At 74.6% G+C, this 14,097-nt stretch carries 12 protein-coding genes; 8 read left to right on the forward strand and 4 right to left on the reverse strand.

The window, feature by feature from the left end; genetic code table 11:
- Nucleotides 1-3: 3 nt before the first annotated feature.
- From ACFY8W_RS02055 to ACFY8W_RS02070, 4 genes are all read right to left on the reverse strand, one after another.
- Nucleotides 4-1,014: a polyprenyl synthetase family protein gene (locus ACFY8W_RS02055; RefSeq protein WP_391101670.1), complete on the reverse strand. Its 1,011-nt coding sequence runs from the start codon at nt 1,012-1,014 to the stop codon at nt 4-6.
- A gap of 149 nt (nt 1,015-1,163) precedes the next feature.
- Entirely contained in the window at nt 1,164-2,315 is a 1,152-nt protein-coding gene (locus tag ACFY8W_RS02060; RefSeq protein WP_391099015.1) for a tetratricopeptide repeat protein, read from the reverse strand.
- Nucleotides 2,316-2,576: 261 nt separating this feature from the next.
- A complete protein-coding gene (locus ACFY8W_RS02065; protein ID WP_391099018.1) occupies nt 2,577-3,647 on the reverse strand; it encodes a substrate-binding domain-containing protein in 1,071 nt (356 codons plus the stop codon).
- 108 nt (nt 3,648-3,755) lie between these two features.
- Nucleotides 3,756-4,085: an L-rhamnose mutarotase gene (locus ACFY8W_RS02070; RefSeq protein WP_391099020.1), complete on the reverse strand. Its 330-nt coding sequence runs from the start codon at nt 4,083-4,085 to the stop codon at nt 3,756-3,758.
- Between the two features lie 149 nt (nt 4,086-4,234).
- On the opposite strand from ACFY8W_RS02070, the gene rhaI reads away from it, so the two are divergent.
- Genes rhaI through ACFY8W_RS02110 form a run of 8 tightly spaced genes read left to right on the forward strand, consistent with a single transcriptional unit; the run spans nt 4,235 to nt 14,036 of the window.
- Nucleotides 4,235-5,401, forward strand: coding sequence for an L-rhamnose isomerase (gene rhaI, locus ACFY8W_RS02075; protein WP_391099023.1), 1,167 nt, complete (start codon nt 4,235-4,237; stop codon nt 5,399-5,401).
- Between the two features lie 55 nt (nt 5,402-5,456).
- On the forward strand, nt 5,457-7,502 hold the full coding sequence (locus ACFY8W_RS02080; protein WP_391099026.1) for a bifunctional aldolase/short-chain dehydrogenase: 2,046 nt from the start codon (nt 5,457-5,459) through the stop codon (nt 7,500-7,502).
- Entirely contained in the window at nt 7,499-9,001 is a 1,503-nt protein-coding gene (locus tag ACFY8W_RS02085; RefSeq protein ID WP_391099029.1) for an FGGY-family carbohydrate kinase, read from the forward strand. The genes ACFY8W_RS02080 and ACFY8W_RS02085 overlap by 4 nt, the downstream gene beginning before the upstream one ends.
- The gene (locus ACFY8W_RS02090) at nt 9,001-9,732 is read left to right on the forward strand and encodes a heterodisulfide reductase-related iron-sulfur binding cluster (protein ID WP_391099032.1); all 732 of its coding nucleotides are present in this window, start codon (nt 9,001-9,003) and stop codon (nt 9,730-9,732) included. Before ACFY8W_RS02085 ends, ACFY8W_RS02090 begins: the two co-directional genes overlap by 1 nt.
- Nucleotides 9,729-11,147, forward strand: a complete 1,419-nt coding sequence (locus ACFY8W_RS02095) for an LUD domain-containing protein (RefSeq protein WP_391099035.1) — start codon at nt 9,729-9,731, stop codon at nt 11,145-11,147. The genes ACFY8W_RS02090 and ACFY8W_RS02095 overlap by 4 nt, the downstream gene beginning before the upstream one ends.
- Nucleotides 11,144-11,971, forward strand: coding sequence for an LUD domain-containing protein (locus ACFY8W_RS02100; protein WP_391099037.1), 828 nt, complete (start codon nt 11,144-11,146; stop codon nt 11,969-11,971). The genes ACFY8W_RS02095 and ACFY8W_RS02100 overlap by 4 nt, the downstream gene beginning before the upstream one ends.
- Nucleotides 11,968-13,146 (forward strand): Gfo/Idh/MocA family oxidoreductase, encoded by a 1,179-nt coding sequence (locus ACFY8W_RS02105; protein WP_391099039.1) that lies wholly within the window; start codon nt 11,968-11,970, stop codon nt 13,144-13,146. The genes ACFY8W_RS02100 and ACFY8W_RS02105 overlap by 4 nt, the downstream gene beginning before the upstream one ends.
- On the forward strand, nt 13,143-14,036 hold the full coding sequence (locus ACFY8W_RS02110) for a DUF6807 family protein (protein ID WP_391099041.1): 894 nt from the start codon (nt 13,143-13,145) through the stop codon (nt 14,034-14,036). Before ACFY8W_RS02105 ends, ACFY8W_RS02110 begins: the two co-directional genes overlap by 4 nt.
- Nucleotides 14,037-14,097 lie beyond the last annotated feature (61 nt).

A 14,097-nucleotide genomic window follows, 5' to 3' on the forward strand; every position in this document is an offset into this window, starting at 1 on the left:
CGATCACCGCGTCCGGTCGAGCACGTACGTGAAGAGCCCGTCCAGTTGCCGTGCGGCCGTAGGCGTGAGTGAGGCGTCGCGCAGCGCGCGGCGGGCGGTGTCGAGGTGCCGGCACGCCTCGTCGAGGGCCGCGGCCCGTCCGCCCGCGTCCTCGACGAGCGCCGCGACGTGGGCGGCGGCCTCGCGGTCGAGGGGCCGGGGCGAGTCCAGCACTGCCGCGAGTTCGTGTGCGGCCCTGCCTCCGCGGGCCAGTGCGGCGAGCACCGGGTAGGTCTTCTTGCCCCTGCGCAGGTCGGCGTGGACGGGTTTGCCGGTCACGGCGGGGTCGCCCCAGATGCCGAGGACGTCGTCCACCGCCTGGAAGGCGAGGCCCAGGTGCCGGCCTGCCCGGTCGAGCGTGGTCACGGTGTGGTCGAGGGCGCCACCGAGGACCGCGCCGAGCGCGAGGGCGCAGCCCAGGAGGGCGCCCGTCTTGTGTTCGGCCATGGACCGGTACTGCTCCGGACCGACGGCGCCGGGGCCGTGCCAGGGACGGTCCTCGAAGCGCAGGTCCTGCGCCTGGCCGGCCACGAGGGCGTTCAGCGTCCGGCAGAGGCACCGCACCGCGGCCGCCGAGTGCCGGCCCGGGGTCTCGGCCAGCGTGGTCACGGCCTGGGCGAGGAGCGCGTCGCCGGCGAGGACCGCCGGGCCCGTCCCGTAGGCCTTCCACACCGCCGGGCGCTGCCGGCGCAGGGCGTCGCCGTCCATGATGTCGTCGTGGAGGAGCGAGAAGGTGTGCACGAGTTCGACGGCCACGGCGCCGGGGACGGCGTCCGCGCCGTCCGCCCCGACGCCCTCGGCCCCGAGCACGGCGAGCGCCTGGCGCACTCCCTTGCCCTCGGACGCGCCGGGATCCGGTGTGCCGGCCGGGCCGGTCCAGCCCAGTGCGTACGCCGCCATCTCACCGGTCCACGGGTGCAGGAGGCCCACCGCCTCCACCAGCGCGGGCCGTACCAGGGTGCGGCAGCGCTCCAGGGCGCGGTGCGGCGTGCCGTCGTGACCACGACCGTGCTCTAAGCCGTGGTCACGGCCGTGTTCGTGACCGTGGTCGTGGGCGGGACGCGCCGTGGCCACCACCGCGGCGCCCGGCGGGCACGTCGGCGTGAGGGGTGTCGGAACGGCGCTCACCGCAGGCCCTCCACGTCGGCGGCCCGAAGGGCCTCCGCACCGACCGACGGCAGCACCGGCCTCGTCTCGCCCGGGTCGTGGCCGCCGTGGTCCGGCAGTGGTCCGACCCCGAGTTCGGCCGCGGCCTTGTCCACCATGTCCCGGGCGTGGCGCAGCCCGATGCGGTCCAGCGTGGAGCGCAGTTCGGCGAGTTCCGCGGCGGTGTGCGCGGCGTCGCCGCCGAGGTGGGCGGAGGCCTTGACGAGGCCCAGTCGCGACAGGGCCGTCCCGCGCGGCTCGTCCATCTCGCGGAACTCCTCGAGCGCCCGCGCGTACAGCTCACGGGCCTGCTCGTACCGGCCCGCCCGGTACAGCACGTTGCCGCGCATCTTGTGGTTGTAGGCGAGCGCGCTGGACAGCCGTATCTCCCGGCAGGCCACCTCGGCCTGGGACAGCAGGGACAGGGCGCGCTCGACGTCCCCGTCACGCACGGAGACCACGTCCGCGATGCCGCGCAGCGCCCAGGCCCACCCGCGCCGGTCCTCGGCGCGGGACGCCGTCTCGGCCGCCTCCTCGAACAGGGCCAGGGCCTGGTCGTACTCGCCCGTGTTGCGGTGCATCTGCGCGATGCCCTCCAGCGCCCACACCGTGTGCCGGGCCTCGCCGCGGCGGCGGGCCTCGGCGAGGAGCTGCTCGTGCAGCCTCCGCACCGCCGCGTAGTCGCCCTGGATGCGCCCGGTCTCGGCGAGTCCGGCCAGCGAGTAGCCGCGCACGACGACGTCACCGCCCCGCTCGCCCGTCTCGGCCGCCAGCCGCAGCAGCCGGTACGCCAGCCGGAACGCACCGCGCTGCCGGGCCAGCGTGCCGCCGCTCCACAGGGCCCACGCCATGGCCCCCTCGTGACCGGCCGAACGCGCCGCCCGGTAGCTCGACTTCCACGCCCGGTCGGCCTCTTCCGTGCGGCCGAGCCTGCGGCACGCCTCCGCCACGGCCAGGCCGCAGCGCGCCTCCTCGCGCCGGTCACCGGCCCGCTCCGCCGCCCGGAGTTCCTCGATGCCCCGGGCCAGCACCTCGGGCAGGGAGGCGTTCACCGACAGCGACTCGAGAGCCCCCTGGTACTCCGGCGCCGACGCCTTCACCCGACTCGTTTCCCGCACCTGACCTGCCATCACACTCCTCCTCGGGTCGACTCGTCGATCGAGTCGACACGCGGAGCAAGACGGCACCCGAGGGCCGGGGTTCCCTCCGGGCCGAGAAGTCCGTCTCCGTATGGGCACAGGGTCATCCTCAAGTGCTACGCGGCCGTCGGCGTCTCCTCAGCGGGATGTACGCCGGGTCCCCGGCCCGGCTGGTCCGGTCCGGCGCGCCACGTCACGCCGGCTCGGCGCGTCAGGCTCGGCGCGTCCGGCTCGGCGGGAAGCCGCGCGGGCTCAGCGGGGCGTGAGGCTCGAACGGCGGACGACCAGTTCCGGCTGGAGCACGAGGTGCTCGTGGCGGTGGTCCTCGGCCTGGTCGCCGGTCTCCTCCAGGAGCAGTTCGGCGGCCCGCGCGCCCAGGGTGACGGCCGGCTGTCGCACGGACGTCAGGGGCACGGTGGCGGCCGCCGCGAACTCGATGTCGTCGTAACCGACGATCGCCATGTCGTCCGGAACCCGCACGCCGGCCGTGTAGAGGGCCTGGAGGACGCCGAGGGCCAGCAGGTCGTTGGCGCAGAAGACGGCGGTGGGGCGGTCGGGGAGGCCGAGCAGGCGGGAGCCCGCGTCACGTCCGGAGGCGACGTCGAGGCGCTCGACCGAGATCTCCCGGAGGGCCGAGGCGGGCAGTCCGGCCTCGGCGAGCGCGAGCAGGGCTCCCTCGCGCCGGTCGCGCACCTGCTGGAGGTGGGAGGGCCCGCTGACGTACGCGAAGGTGCGGTGGCCCGTCGCGGTCAGGTGACGGATCGCCAGGGAGCCGCCCACGACGTCGTCCACGGAGACCGAACAGCCGGCGCCCGTGCCCGCGCCGTCGCCGGCCCCGTCGCCCTCCGGCCCGTCCTCTCCGGCGACGCGGTCCACGAGGACGTACGGGATGCCGTGGCGGCGGAACTCGCGCAGGTTCGCCCCGCTCGGGTCGGCGGGGGTGACGAGGACGCCGCGGACGCGCTGCTCGGCGAAGAGCGCGAGGTAGTCGGCCTCGTCCTCGGCGTTCTGGTCGCTGTTGCAGACCATGACGCCCAGACCGGCCGCCCGCGCCGTGCGTTCGGCTCCCCGTGCGATGTCCACGAAGAACGGGTTGCCCATGTCGAGGACGAGCAGCGCCATGATCCGGCTGCGGCCGGCCCGCAGCTGCCGGGCGGACTCGCTGCGCACGTAGCCGAGGCGCTCGATGACCCCGCGCACGTGCTGGAGCGTCGCGGGCGAGACCCGGTCCGGCTGGTTGATCACGTTGGAGACGGTGCCGACCGAGACTCCCGCCTCGCGTGCCACGTCCTTGATGCCGACCGTCCGCGCGGTGCCCGCCATCCGTCCCACCTGGTCCGTCCCTGCCCGTCCCGCCCCGTCCGTACGAGGTCCCGGCGGCGATTTCATCCTATGCGGCGGCCCGCTCCGGGCGCCGTCCGCCCGTCGCCGTCAGTCGAGGTGGAAGACCTCGGCGAGCGGACGCATGGCGGCGTCGGGCGCCCGCCCGTCGAGTTCCTCGAAGAACTCCGCCATCTCGGCCTGCCAGCGTGCGTTGACCTCGGTGGACTCCATCGCGGCGCGCGAGCGCTCGAAGTCCTCGGTCTCCAGGTAGCCGACGAGGAGGCCGTCCTCCCGCAGGAAGAGGGAGTAGTTCCGCCAGCCGGCCTCCGCGAGGGCCGCGCGCATGTCGTCCCAGACGTGCTCGTGGCGCTCCCGGTACTCCTCGGCCCGGTCGGCCCGCACCTTCAGCAGGAAGCAGACCCGCCGTGTGTCCACCATCCGACCTCCTTGGCTGAAATGTTTCATTTCTTGGACACGACGCTAGGGCGCGGGCGTTTTCAAGGTCAAGAGTCTTGACGCCACCCTGGGCGCTGGCTAGCTTCCCCCCGTGCAGTGAATCGATTCATTCGACGAGCTCCGAGGTGGAGATGCCCGATATCACCGCGGTGAAGGCCGCGCTCGCCGCCCAGCGGATCGAAACGCCCTCCTGGGGCTACGGGAACTCCGGCACCCGGTTCAAGGTGTTCGCACAGCCGGGCGTGCCGCGCGACCCGTACGAGAAGCTGGACGACGCGGCCGAGGTGCACGCGTACACGGGCATCGCGCCGCGGGTCGCGCTGCACATCCCGTGGGACCGCGTCGACGACTACGCCGCCCTCTCCTCGTACGCCCGGGAGCGCGGTCTGGAGCTCGGCGCGATCAACTCCAACACCTTCCAGGACGACGCCTACCGGCTCGGCAGCGTCTGCCACCCGGATCCGGCGGTGCGGCGCCGGGCCGTGGACCATCTCCTCGACTGCGTCGACATCATGGACGCCACCGGCTCGGCGGACCTGAAGCTGTGGTTCGCCGACGGCACCAACTATCCCGGCCAGGACGACGTCGTGGCCCGCCAGGAGCGGCTGGCGGAGAGCCTGGCCGAGGTGTACGGGCGCCTCGGCCGGGGGCAGCGGATGCTCCTGGAGTACAAGCTCTTCGAACCCTCCTTCTACACGACCGACGTGCCCGACTGGGGCACCGCGTACGCGCACTGCCTCAGGCTCGGCCCCCGGGCCGGGGTGGTCGTGGACACCGGTCACCACGCGCCCGGCACCAACGTCGAGTTCATCGTCGCCCTGCTCCTGCGCGAACGGCGGCTCGGCGGCTTCGACTTCAACTCGCGCTTCTACGCCGACGACGACCTGATGGCCGGCGCCGCCGACCCGTTCCAGCTCTTCCGGATCATGTACGAGGTGGTCCGGGGCGGCGGCCTCGCGGACTCCGCGGGCATCGCCTTCATGCTCGACCAGTGCCACAACATCGAGGCGAAGGTCCCGGCCGTGATCCGCTCGGTGCTCAACGTGCAGGAAGCCACCGCCAAGGCCCTGCTCGTCGACCGCGGGGCGCTCGCGGCCGCTCAGCGGGACGGAGACGTCCTCGCCGCCAACGCGGTGCTCATGGACGCCTTCCACACCGACGTGCGCCCGATGCTGCGCGAACTGCGCGAGGAGCAGGGCCTCGATCCCGACCCGGTCGCCGCCTACCTCCGCTCCGGACGGCAGGAGCGGATCGCCGCCGAGCGGGTGGGCGGCGCGCAGGCCGGCTGGGGCGCGTAGCCCTCCCCGAACCCTCCGCCCCCTGACCCTCCGCCTCGTACCCCGAAGGAACGTCATGGCCTCCGCCACCCCTCCCGAAGTCGCCGCCCTCCTGGAACGCGCCCACCGCCTCGGCGCCGATCCCCGCACGACCAACTACGCGGGCGGCAACGCCTCCGCCAAGGGGGTCGTCACCGACCCCGTGACGGGCGAGGAGACGGCGCTCATGTGGGTCAAGGGTTCCGGCGGCGACCTGGGCACCCTCACCGAGGAAGGGCTCGCGGTCCTGCGCATCGACCGGCTGCGCGCGCTCGCCGCGGTCTACCCGGGCGTGGAGCGCGAGGACGAGATGGTCGCCGCCTTCGACCACTGTCTGTACGGCAGGGGCGGCGCCGCGCCCTCCATCGACACCGCGATGCACGGCCTGGTGGACGCCGCGCACGTCGACCACCTCCACCCGGACGCCGGCATCGCCCTGGCCTGCGCCGCCGACGGCGAGAAGCTGACGGCCGACTGCTTCGGCGACACCGTCGTGTGGGTGCCGTGGCGCCGCCCCGGCTTCCAGCTCGGCCTGGACGTCGCCGCCGTGCGGGCGGCGAACCCGGAGGCGATCGGGTGCGTCCTCGGCGGCCACGGGATCACCGCCTGGGGTCGGACCTCCGAGGAGTGCGAGCACAACGCGCTGCACATCATCCGCACCGCCGAGGCCTTCCTCGCCGAACGCGGCCGGCCGGAGCCCTTCGGACCGGTCGTCGCGGGGTACGAGCCGCTGCCGCCCGCCGACCGCCGGGAGCGCGCCGCCGCCCTCGCCCCGTACGTGAGGGCACTGGCCTCCCAGGACCACCCGCAGGTCGGGCACTTCACCGACACCGGCGTCGTCCTGGACTTCGTCTCCCGGGCCGAGCACCCGAGGCTCGCGGCGCTCGGCACCTCCTGCCCCGACCACTTCCTGCGGACCAAGGTGCGGCCGCTCGTCCTGGACGTGCCGGCGGACGCGCCCCTGCCGGAGGCCGTCGCCCGGCTGCGGGAGCTGCACGCCGCCTACCGGGAGGAGTACGCGGCCTACTACGCGCGGCACGCGACGCCCGGCTCGCCGCCGATGCGCGGCGCGGACCCGGCGATCGTGCTGGTGCCCGGGGTGGGCATGTTCTCCTTCGGCCGGGACAAGCAGACCGCTCGGGTCGCGGGCGAGTTCTACGTCAACGCGATCAACGTGATGCGCGGGGCGGAGGCGGTCTCCTCGTACGCGCCGATCGAGGAGGCGGAGAAGTTCCGGATCGAGTACTGGGACCTGGAGGAGGCGAAGCTCCGGCGGATGCCCGCGCCGAAGCCGCTCGCCACCCGCACCGCGCTGGTGACGGGCGCGGGCAGCGGGATCGGGCGGGCGATCGCGCACCGGCTGGCGGCCGAGGGCGCCTGCGTGGTCGTCGCCGATCTGGACGGCGGGAAGGCGGCCGCGGTGGCCGAGGAACTCGGGGGCCCCGACCGGGCGGTGGCGGTCACCGTGGACGTCACGTCGGAGGAGGCGATCGTCGCGGCGTTCCGGGACGCGCTGCTCGCCTTCGGCGGGGTGGACCTGGTCGTCAACAACGCGGGCATCTCGATCTCCAAGCCCCTCCTGGAGACCACGGCACGGGACTGGGACCTCCAGCACGACGTCATGGCGCGCGGTTCCTTCCTGGTCTCCCGTGAGGCGGCACGCGTGATGACCGCGCAGGACCTCGGCGGCGACATCGTGTACATCGCCTCGAAGAACGCGGTCTTCGCCGGTCCGGACAACATCGCCTACTCCGCGACGAAGGCCGACCAGGCCCACCAGGTCCGGCTGCTCGCCGCCGAACTGGGCGAGCACGGGATCCGGGTCAACGGCGTCAACCCGGACGGCGTGGTGCGCGGCTCGGGCATCTTCGCGGGCGGCTGGGGCGCGCAGCGGGCGGCCACGTACGGGGTCGCGGAGGAGGATCTGGGGGCGTTCTACGCGGGGCGGACCCTGCTCGGGCGGGAGGTGCTGCCGGAGCACGTGGCGGCCGCCGTGTTCGCCCTGACCGGCGGGGACCTCACGCACACCACCGGGCTGCTCGTGCCGGTCGACGCCGGCGTCGCGGCCGCGTTCCTGCGATGAGCGGGGCCGCGACCGCCCGCCGCGGGGGCGTGTTCGCCGCCGCCGACCTCGGCGCCACCACCGGGCGGGTGATGCTCGGCCGGGTCGGTCGCGGCGTGCTCGGTCTCGACGAGGTCCACCGCTTCCCCAACTCGCCGGTCCGGCTGCCGGACGGCGGTCTGCGCTGGAACGCCCTCGCCCTCTTCCAGGGGATCCTGGACGGGCTGCGGTCGGCGGCGCGGACGGGGGCGGTCGACTCGGTGGGCGTGGACGGCTGGGCGGTGGACTACGGACTCCTGGACGCGGACGGCGAGCTGCTCGGCGCCCCGTACCACTACCGCGACGGGCGGACCGACGGCGTCGCCGCAGGAGTGTGGGAGCGGGTCGGGGGCCCGGGCGAGCTGTTCCGGACCACGGGCCTCCAGCACCTGCCCTTCAACACCGTCTTCCAGCTGGCCGCGGCCGCCGGCTCCGCGCAATTCGCCGCCGCCCACCGCCTGCTGCTCATGCCGGATCTGATGGTCCGCTGGCTGACCGGTTCGGTCGGCGCCGAGGAGACGAACGCGTCCACGACGGGGCTCTTCGACGCCCGCGCGGGGACCTGGTCGCCGGACCTCCTCCGGCGGCTCGGGCTCGATCCGGGGCTGCTGCCGCCGTTGCGCGCGCCCGGCGACCCGGCGGGCCGGATCCTGCCGTACGTCTCCGCGTACACGGGCCTGGACGCCGCGACGCCGGTGACGACGGTCGCCTCCCACGACACCGCCTCGGCCGTCGCGGCCGTACCCGCCACGGCGCCGGACTTCGCGTACATCTCGTGCGGCACCTGGTCGCTGGCCGGTCTCGAGCTGTCCGCCCCGGTGCTGACGGAGGAGGCCAGGGCCGCCGGCTTCACCAACGAGCGGGGCGTCGACGGCACGATCCGGTTCCTGCGGAACACCATGGGCCTGTGGTTGTGGGAGGAGTGCCGCAGGACCTGGGCGGCCCAAGGGCGGCCGGCCGGGCACGAGGAACTGGTGGCCGAGGCCGCACGGGCCGAGCCGTTCGTCTCGTTCGTGGACACGGACGCGCCGGAGTTCCTCCCGCCCGGCGACGTGCCGGGCCGGATCCGGGCGTACTGCCGCCGCACCGGCCAGCCCGTGCCGGAGGACCGCGGCGCGGTGCTCCGGTGCGTCCTGCAGAGCCTGGCCCTCGCCCACCGTCGCACGCTGCGCGAGGCCGCCGCCCTGGCGGGCCGGGAGATCGGACGGATCCATCTGGTGGGCGGCGGGGCCCGGAACGGGCTGCTGTGCCAGCTCACGGCGGACGCGACCGGTCTGCCCGTCGTGGCGGGGCCCGTGGAGGCAGCCGCCCTGGGCAACGTCCTGGTCCAGGCCCGGGCGGCGCGGCTGATCGGCGGCCTGCCGTCGATGCGGGCACTCGTCGCGCGCACGCAGCCCCTGGAACACTACGCACCGGAAGGCGACGGCGCGGTCTGGGACCGGGCCGCCGCCCGGCTCGAACCGTCTCCGAGGAAGCACTGATGCGTGTCGCTCTTTTCGTCACCTGCCTCAACGACGCCGTCTTCCCGGCGACGGCGGTGGCCACCGTCCGGCTGCTCGAACGCCTGGGCGTACAAGTGGACTTCCCGGCAGCCCAGACCTGTTGCGGGCAACCGCAGTTCAACACCGGATACCGGGCGCTGACCGCTCCCCTCGTGCGGCGCACGGTGGGCGCCTTCGAGGGGTACGAGCACGTCGTCACACCGTCCGGTTCGTGCGCGGCCATGGTGCGGGCGCACTACGGGCGGTTCGGCCCGGACGCCGCGGAGCTGGGGCCGCGGACCCACGAGCTGACGGAGTTCCTGGTCGACGTGCTGGGCGTGACCGACGTCGGCGCGTACTTCCCGCACAAGGTCACCTACCACCCGTCCTGTCACGGACTGCGGCTGCTCGGGCTCGGTGACCGGCCGCGCCGGCTGCTCCGGGCGGTGAAGGGCCTGGAGCTCGTCGAACTGCCCGGAGCGGAGGAGTGCTGCGGCTTCGGAGGGACCTTCGCGGTCAAGAACCCGGACGTGTCGGCGGCGATGGGCGCCGACAAGGTGCGCAGCGCCGTATCGACCGGCGCCGAGGTGCTGTGCGGGGCCGACAGCTCCTGCCTGATGCACCTGGGCGGGATGCTGCGGCGGCAGGCTGTGCCCCTGCGGGAGCTGCACCTGGCGGAGATCCTCGCCAGCACGGAAGAAGAGCCCTGGCGAGAGGAGTCGGGACGATGAGCGGGGTCTTCGTCGGCATGCCGGCGTTCCCGGAGGCGGCGCGGTCGGCGGTGGGCGACGCGACCCTGCGGTCGAACCTGCGGCACGCGACCCACACGATCCGCGACAAGCGGGCGCGGGCCGTCGCCGAACTCGACGACTGGGCCGAACTGCGCGAGGCCGGACGGCGGATCAAGGACCACACCCTGCGCCACCTCGACCGCCACCTGCTGCGGCTGGAGGAGGCCGTGACGGCGGCAGGCGGCACGGTGCACTGGGCGGCGGACGCCGCCGAGGCCAACCGGATCGTCGCCGGCCTCGTCAAGGCGACCGGCGAGACGGAGGTCGTCAAGGTCAAGTCGATGGCCACCCAGGAGATCGGCCTCAACGAGGCCCTGGCGGCCGAGGGCGTCCACGCCTACGAGACCGACCTCGCCGAACTCATCGTGCAGCTCGGGGACGACCGGCCCTCGCACATCCTGGTGCCGGCGATCCACCGCAACCGGGGCGAGATCCGCGACATCTTCCGCTCGCGGATGGCGGCATGGGGCCGCCCCGCCCCGGACGACCTCACCGACGCGCCGGCCGAGCTCGCCGAGGCCGCCCGCCTCCACCTCCGCGAGAAGTTCCTGCGCGCCAAGGTCGGCATCTCGGGCGCCAACTTCATGGTCGCCGAGACCGGCACGCTCGTCGTCGTCGAGTCCGAGGGCAACGGGCGGATGTGCCTCACCCTCCCCGAGACGCTGATCTCGGTCGTCGGCATCGAGAAGGTCGTGCCCACCTGGCGGGACCTGGAGGTCTTCCTGCAGACCCTGCCCCGCTCCTCGACCGCCGAGCGGATGAACCCGTACACCTCCATGTGGACCGGCACGACCGACGACGACGGTCCGCGGACCTTCCACCTCGTCCTGCTCGACGCCGGCCGCACCGACGTCCTCGCCGACGAGGTCGGCCGCCAGGCGCTGCGCTGCATCCGCTGCTCCGCCTGCCTCAACGTCTGCCCCGTCTACGAGCGGGCCGGCGGCCACGCCTACGGCTCCGTGTACCCGGGACCGATCGGCGCGATCCTCACGCCCCAACTGCGCGGAACCGCGAGCGGGATCGACGCCTCGCTCCCCTATGCCTCCTCGCTCTGCGGAGCCTGTTACGAGGTCTGTCCCGTCGCCATCGACATCCCCGAGGTCCTCGTCCACCTCCGGGAACGGGTCGCCGAGCAGGGCGGACCCGGCCACCGTGTGGAACGGGCGGCGATGAAGGCGGCCGGCTGGGTCCTCGACCACCCGTCGGTGCTCGCCGCCGGCGAACGGCTCGCCGCCCGCACCCGTGCCGTCCACCCGAAGAACCCGCCGGGCGCACGCGCCTGGACCGAGACCCGCGACCTGCCCGAACTCCCCGCGGAACCGTTCCGCGACTGGTGGAGGAAGAACCGCACATGACCACCCCGTCCCCGTCGTCCCCGTCGTCCCCGTCGTCCCCGTCGTCCCCGTCGTCCCCGTCGTCCCCGTCGTCCCCGTCGTCCTCCTCGTCCCCGTCGTCCCCGTCGTCCTCCTCGTCCCCGTCGTCCCCGTCGTCGCCGTCGTCCTCCTCCCTCTCGTCGTCCCCTTCCCGCGAACGCGTCCTCGCCCGCATCCGTGCCGCCGTCGCCGGCGCCGGCTCCGAGGAGGCACCGGACGTTCCCCGCGACTACCTCGCGCGCCATGTGCCGGACGACCCCGCGGCCCTCCTCGACCTCCTCCACGAGAACCTCGCCGACTACCGCGCCCAGGTGCACCGGAGCACGGAAGACGGGCTCCCGGAGCTGATCGGCCGGGTGCTCGACCGGCACGGGGCCCGCAGCATCGCCGTACCCCCCGGTCTGCCCGAGCGGTGGCTGGCCGCCGCGGCGGGCGAGCGGCGCAGCGACGAGCCACGGCTCGGCCCGTACGAACTCGACGCCACCGACGCCGTCGTCACGGGCTGCGCGCTGGCGATCGCCGAGACGGGCACGATCGTCCTCGACGGCGGCCCCGGGCAGGGGCGACGGGCGCTCACCCTCGTGCCGGACCTCCACGTGTGCGTCGTACGGGCGCCGGAACAGGTGGTGGCCTCGGTGCCGCTCGCGCTGCCCCGCCTCGACCCGGCGCGGCCGCTCACCTGGATCTCGGGGCCCTCGGCGACGAGCGACATCGAACTGGACCGGGTCGAGGGCGTCCACGGCCCCCGCACCCTCGAAGTGATCCTCGTGACGGAACGGGCGTCCGACGACGAGGGAGAGGGATGAAGTCCTTGCATCCGATACGCACCCACGAACCCCTGCCCGTCGTCCTCGCGGGCGCGCGCGGCCACGGCCGCGGTCACCTCCTCAACATCCACCGGCTCGAAGGGCTCGGGCTCGTCCGCCTCGCCGGGGTGTGCGAACTGCGTCCGCTCGACGCGGCCGAGCTGGACGGCCTCGGAAGCCCCGTCCAGTCCGAGGACTTCGACGCGCTGCTGGCCGCCACCGGCGCCCGGATCGCCGTGCTCAGCACCCCGATCCAGACCCACGCCGACATGGCCCTGACCGCGGCCCGGCACGGCGCGCACGTCCTCCTGGAGAAGCCGCCCGTACCTTCGTACGCCGAGTTCCGCAGGCTGGTCGACGGGCTCGGCGCGGCCGGCGCGGCGTGCCAGATCGGTTTCCAGTCGCTCGGCTCGCACGCCGTGCCGGCGATCCGCCGGATGGTCGAGGAGGGCGTGATCGGCGAGCTCGTCGGGGTCGGCGCGGCCGGGGCGTGGGTCCGCGACGAGGCGTACTTCCGGCGCGCCCCGTGGGCGGGCCGCCGTCGGCTGAACGGCGCCGACGTCGTCGACGGGGCGCTCACCAACCCCCTCGCCCACGCGGTGGCGACCGCGCTCGCCCTCGCGGGCGCCGACCGCGGCGAGGACGTCGAGCACGTGGAGACGGAACTCCTGCGGGCGAACGCCGTCGAGTCCGACGACACCTCGGCCGTACGCGTCACGACCACGGCCGGCCCTCGGGTCACCGTGGCGGCGACGCTCTGCGCAGAGAGGCCGGCGGAGCCGTACGTCGTCGTGCACGGCACCCGCGGCCGCATCACCTTCTGGTACCTGCGGGACCGGGTCCTCGTGCGACGGGACGGGCAGGACCCGGTGGAGACCTCGTACGGGCGCACCGACCTGCTGGAGAACCTGGTCGCGCACGTCACCCGGGGCGAGCCGCTGTGGGTGCCGCCGGCCGCGACCGGAGCCTTCATGCGGGTCGTCGAGGCGGTGCGGACCGCCCCGGAGCCGCGCGGCCTTCCGGCGTCGCACTGGCACTTCGAGCCCGGGGAGAGCGCGCGGCGCAGGGTCGTGGACGGGATCGACGCCCTGGTCGACGCGAGCGCCGACACCCTGCGGCTGTACTCCGAACTCGGCGCCCCCTGGGCGCCGTCGCCCCGGGCGGAGGGCCGGTGACGTCCTCGGGCGGCGTCGCCGTCCTGCGCTGCGCCGGGCGGAGCGTCGCCCGCTACGTCACGCGCCCCGCGCTCGCCCCCGAGCAGGCGCCCCGCCCGTATCTGCACCCGGTGACCACCCTGGCCGGGCGGACCGTCACCGAGGCGCTGCCGGAGGACCACCCGCACCACCTCGGGGCCGGTGTCGCCGTGCCCGACGTCGCCGTGGCCGGTGCCGCCATGACCGGGGCCGCCGGTGACGGTCCGGCCGGGCACGACTTCTGGGGCGGGCCGTCCTTCGTCCGCGGCCGGGGTTACGTCGAGCTCGGCCGCCACGGCGTCCAGCGGCACGACGGCTTCAAGCTGTGCGACCCGGACGGCTTCGTGGCGGAGCTGAGCTGGACGGCGGACGGCGGGCGCTGGCTCCGCGAGTACCGGACGGTGGCGGTCACGTGCCTCTCCGGCTCGGCGTGGGCGCTCGACCTCACCTTCTCGCTCACCAACGTCTCGGGGCGCGGGCTGTCGATCGGCAGCCCCGCCACCAACGGCCGCCCGGGTGCCGCGTACGGCGGCTTCTTCTGGCGGGCGCCCAGGGAGGCGTCGGCCCCGGTGGCGTTCGGTCCGGCGGGCGAGGGCGAGGAGGCGCTCCACGGGGTCCGCGCCGACTGGGTGGCCCTCGGGGGCGCGGGCTGGACGCTGGTGTTCGCCGGGGCGACCGAGGAGACCCGGCGCGACCCGTGGTTCGTGCGGGCCGCCGAGTACCCGGCCGTCGGCTCGTCCCTCGCCCATGACGCCAGGCTTCCGGTGGCTGCCGGCGAGGGCGTCGTACGGCGGGTGGTCACCGTCGTCGCCGACGGCCGGCTCGGCCGGGACGAGGCGGCGGACCTCGTCCGCAGGGCCGTGACCGCGTGACGCCGGGCCTGCGGATTCCCGCGTCCCTTCCCGCGCACGACCGCACGACCGCACGACCTCC

This window comes from Streptomyces sp. NPDC012637, from assembly GCF_042954805.1.
In the GTDB taxonomy this organism is placed as follows: domain Bacteria; phylum Actinomycetota; class Actinomycetes; order Streptomycetales; family Streptomycetaceae; genus Streptomyces.

Excerpts from the sequence above, each read along its gene's own strand:
- ACFY8W_RS02060 (WP_391099015.1), bottom strand. The coding sequence starts at position 2,315 with ATGGCAGGTCAGGTGCGGGAAACGAGTCGGGTGAAGGCGTCGGCGCCG.
- ACFY8W_RS02065 (WP_391099018.1), bottom strand. The coding sequence starts at position 3,647 with ATGGCGGGCACCGCGCGGACGGTCGGCATCAAGGACGTGGCACGCGAG.
- ACFY8W_RS02070 (WP_391099020.1), bottom strand. The coding sequence starts at position 4,085 with ATGGTGGACACACGGCGGGTCTGCTTCCTGCTGAAGGTGCGGGCCGAC.
- rhaI (WP_391099023.1), top strand. The coding sequence starts at position 4,235 with ATGCCCGATATCACCGCGGTGAAGGCCGCGCTCGCCGCCCAGCGGATC.
- ACFY8W_RS02080 (WP_391099026.1), top strand. The coding sequence starts at position 5,457 with ATGGCCTCCGCCACCCCTCCCGAAGTCGCCGCCCTCCTGGAACGCGCC.
- ACFY8W_RS02085 (WP_391099029.1), top strand. The coding sequence starts at position 7,499 with ATGAGCGGGGCCGCGACCGCCCGCCGCGGGGGCGTGTTCGCCGCCGCC.
- ACFY8W_RS02090 (WP_391099032.1), top strand. The coding sequence starts at position 9,001 with ATGCGTGTCGCTCTTTTCGTCACCTGCCTCAACGACGCCGTCTTCCCG.
- ACFY8W_RS02095 (WP_391099035.1), top strand. The coding sequence starts at position 9,729 with ATGAGCGGGGTCTTCGTCGGCATGCCGGCGTTCCCGGAGGCGGCGCGG.
- ACFY8W_RS02100 (WP_391099037.1), top strand. The coding sequence starts at position 11,144 with ATGACCACCCCGTCCCCGTCGTCCCCGTCGTCCCCGTCGTCCCCGTCG.
- ACFY8W_RS02105 (WP_391099039.1), top strand. The coding sequence starts at position 11,968 with ATGAAGTCCTTGCATCCGATACGCACCCACGAACCCCTGCCCGTCGTC.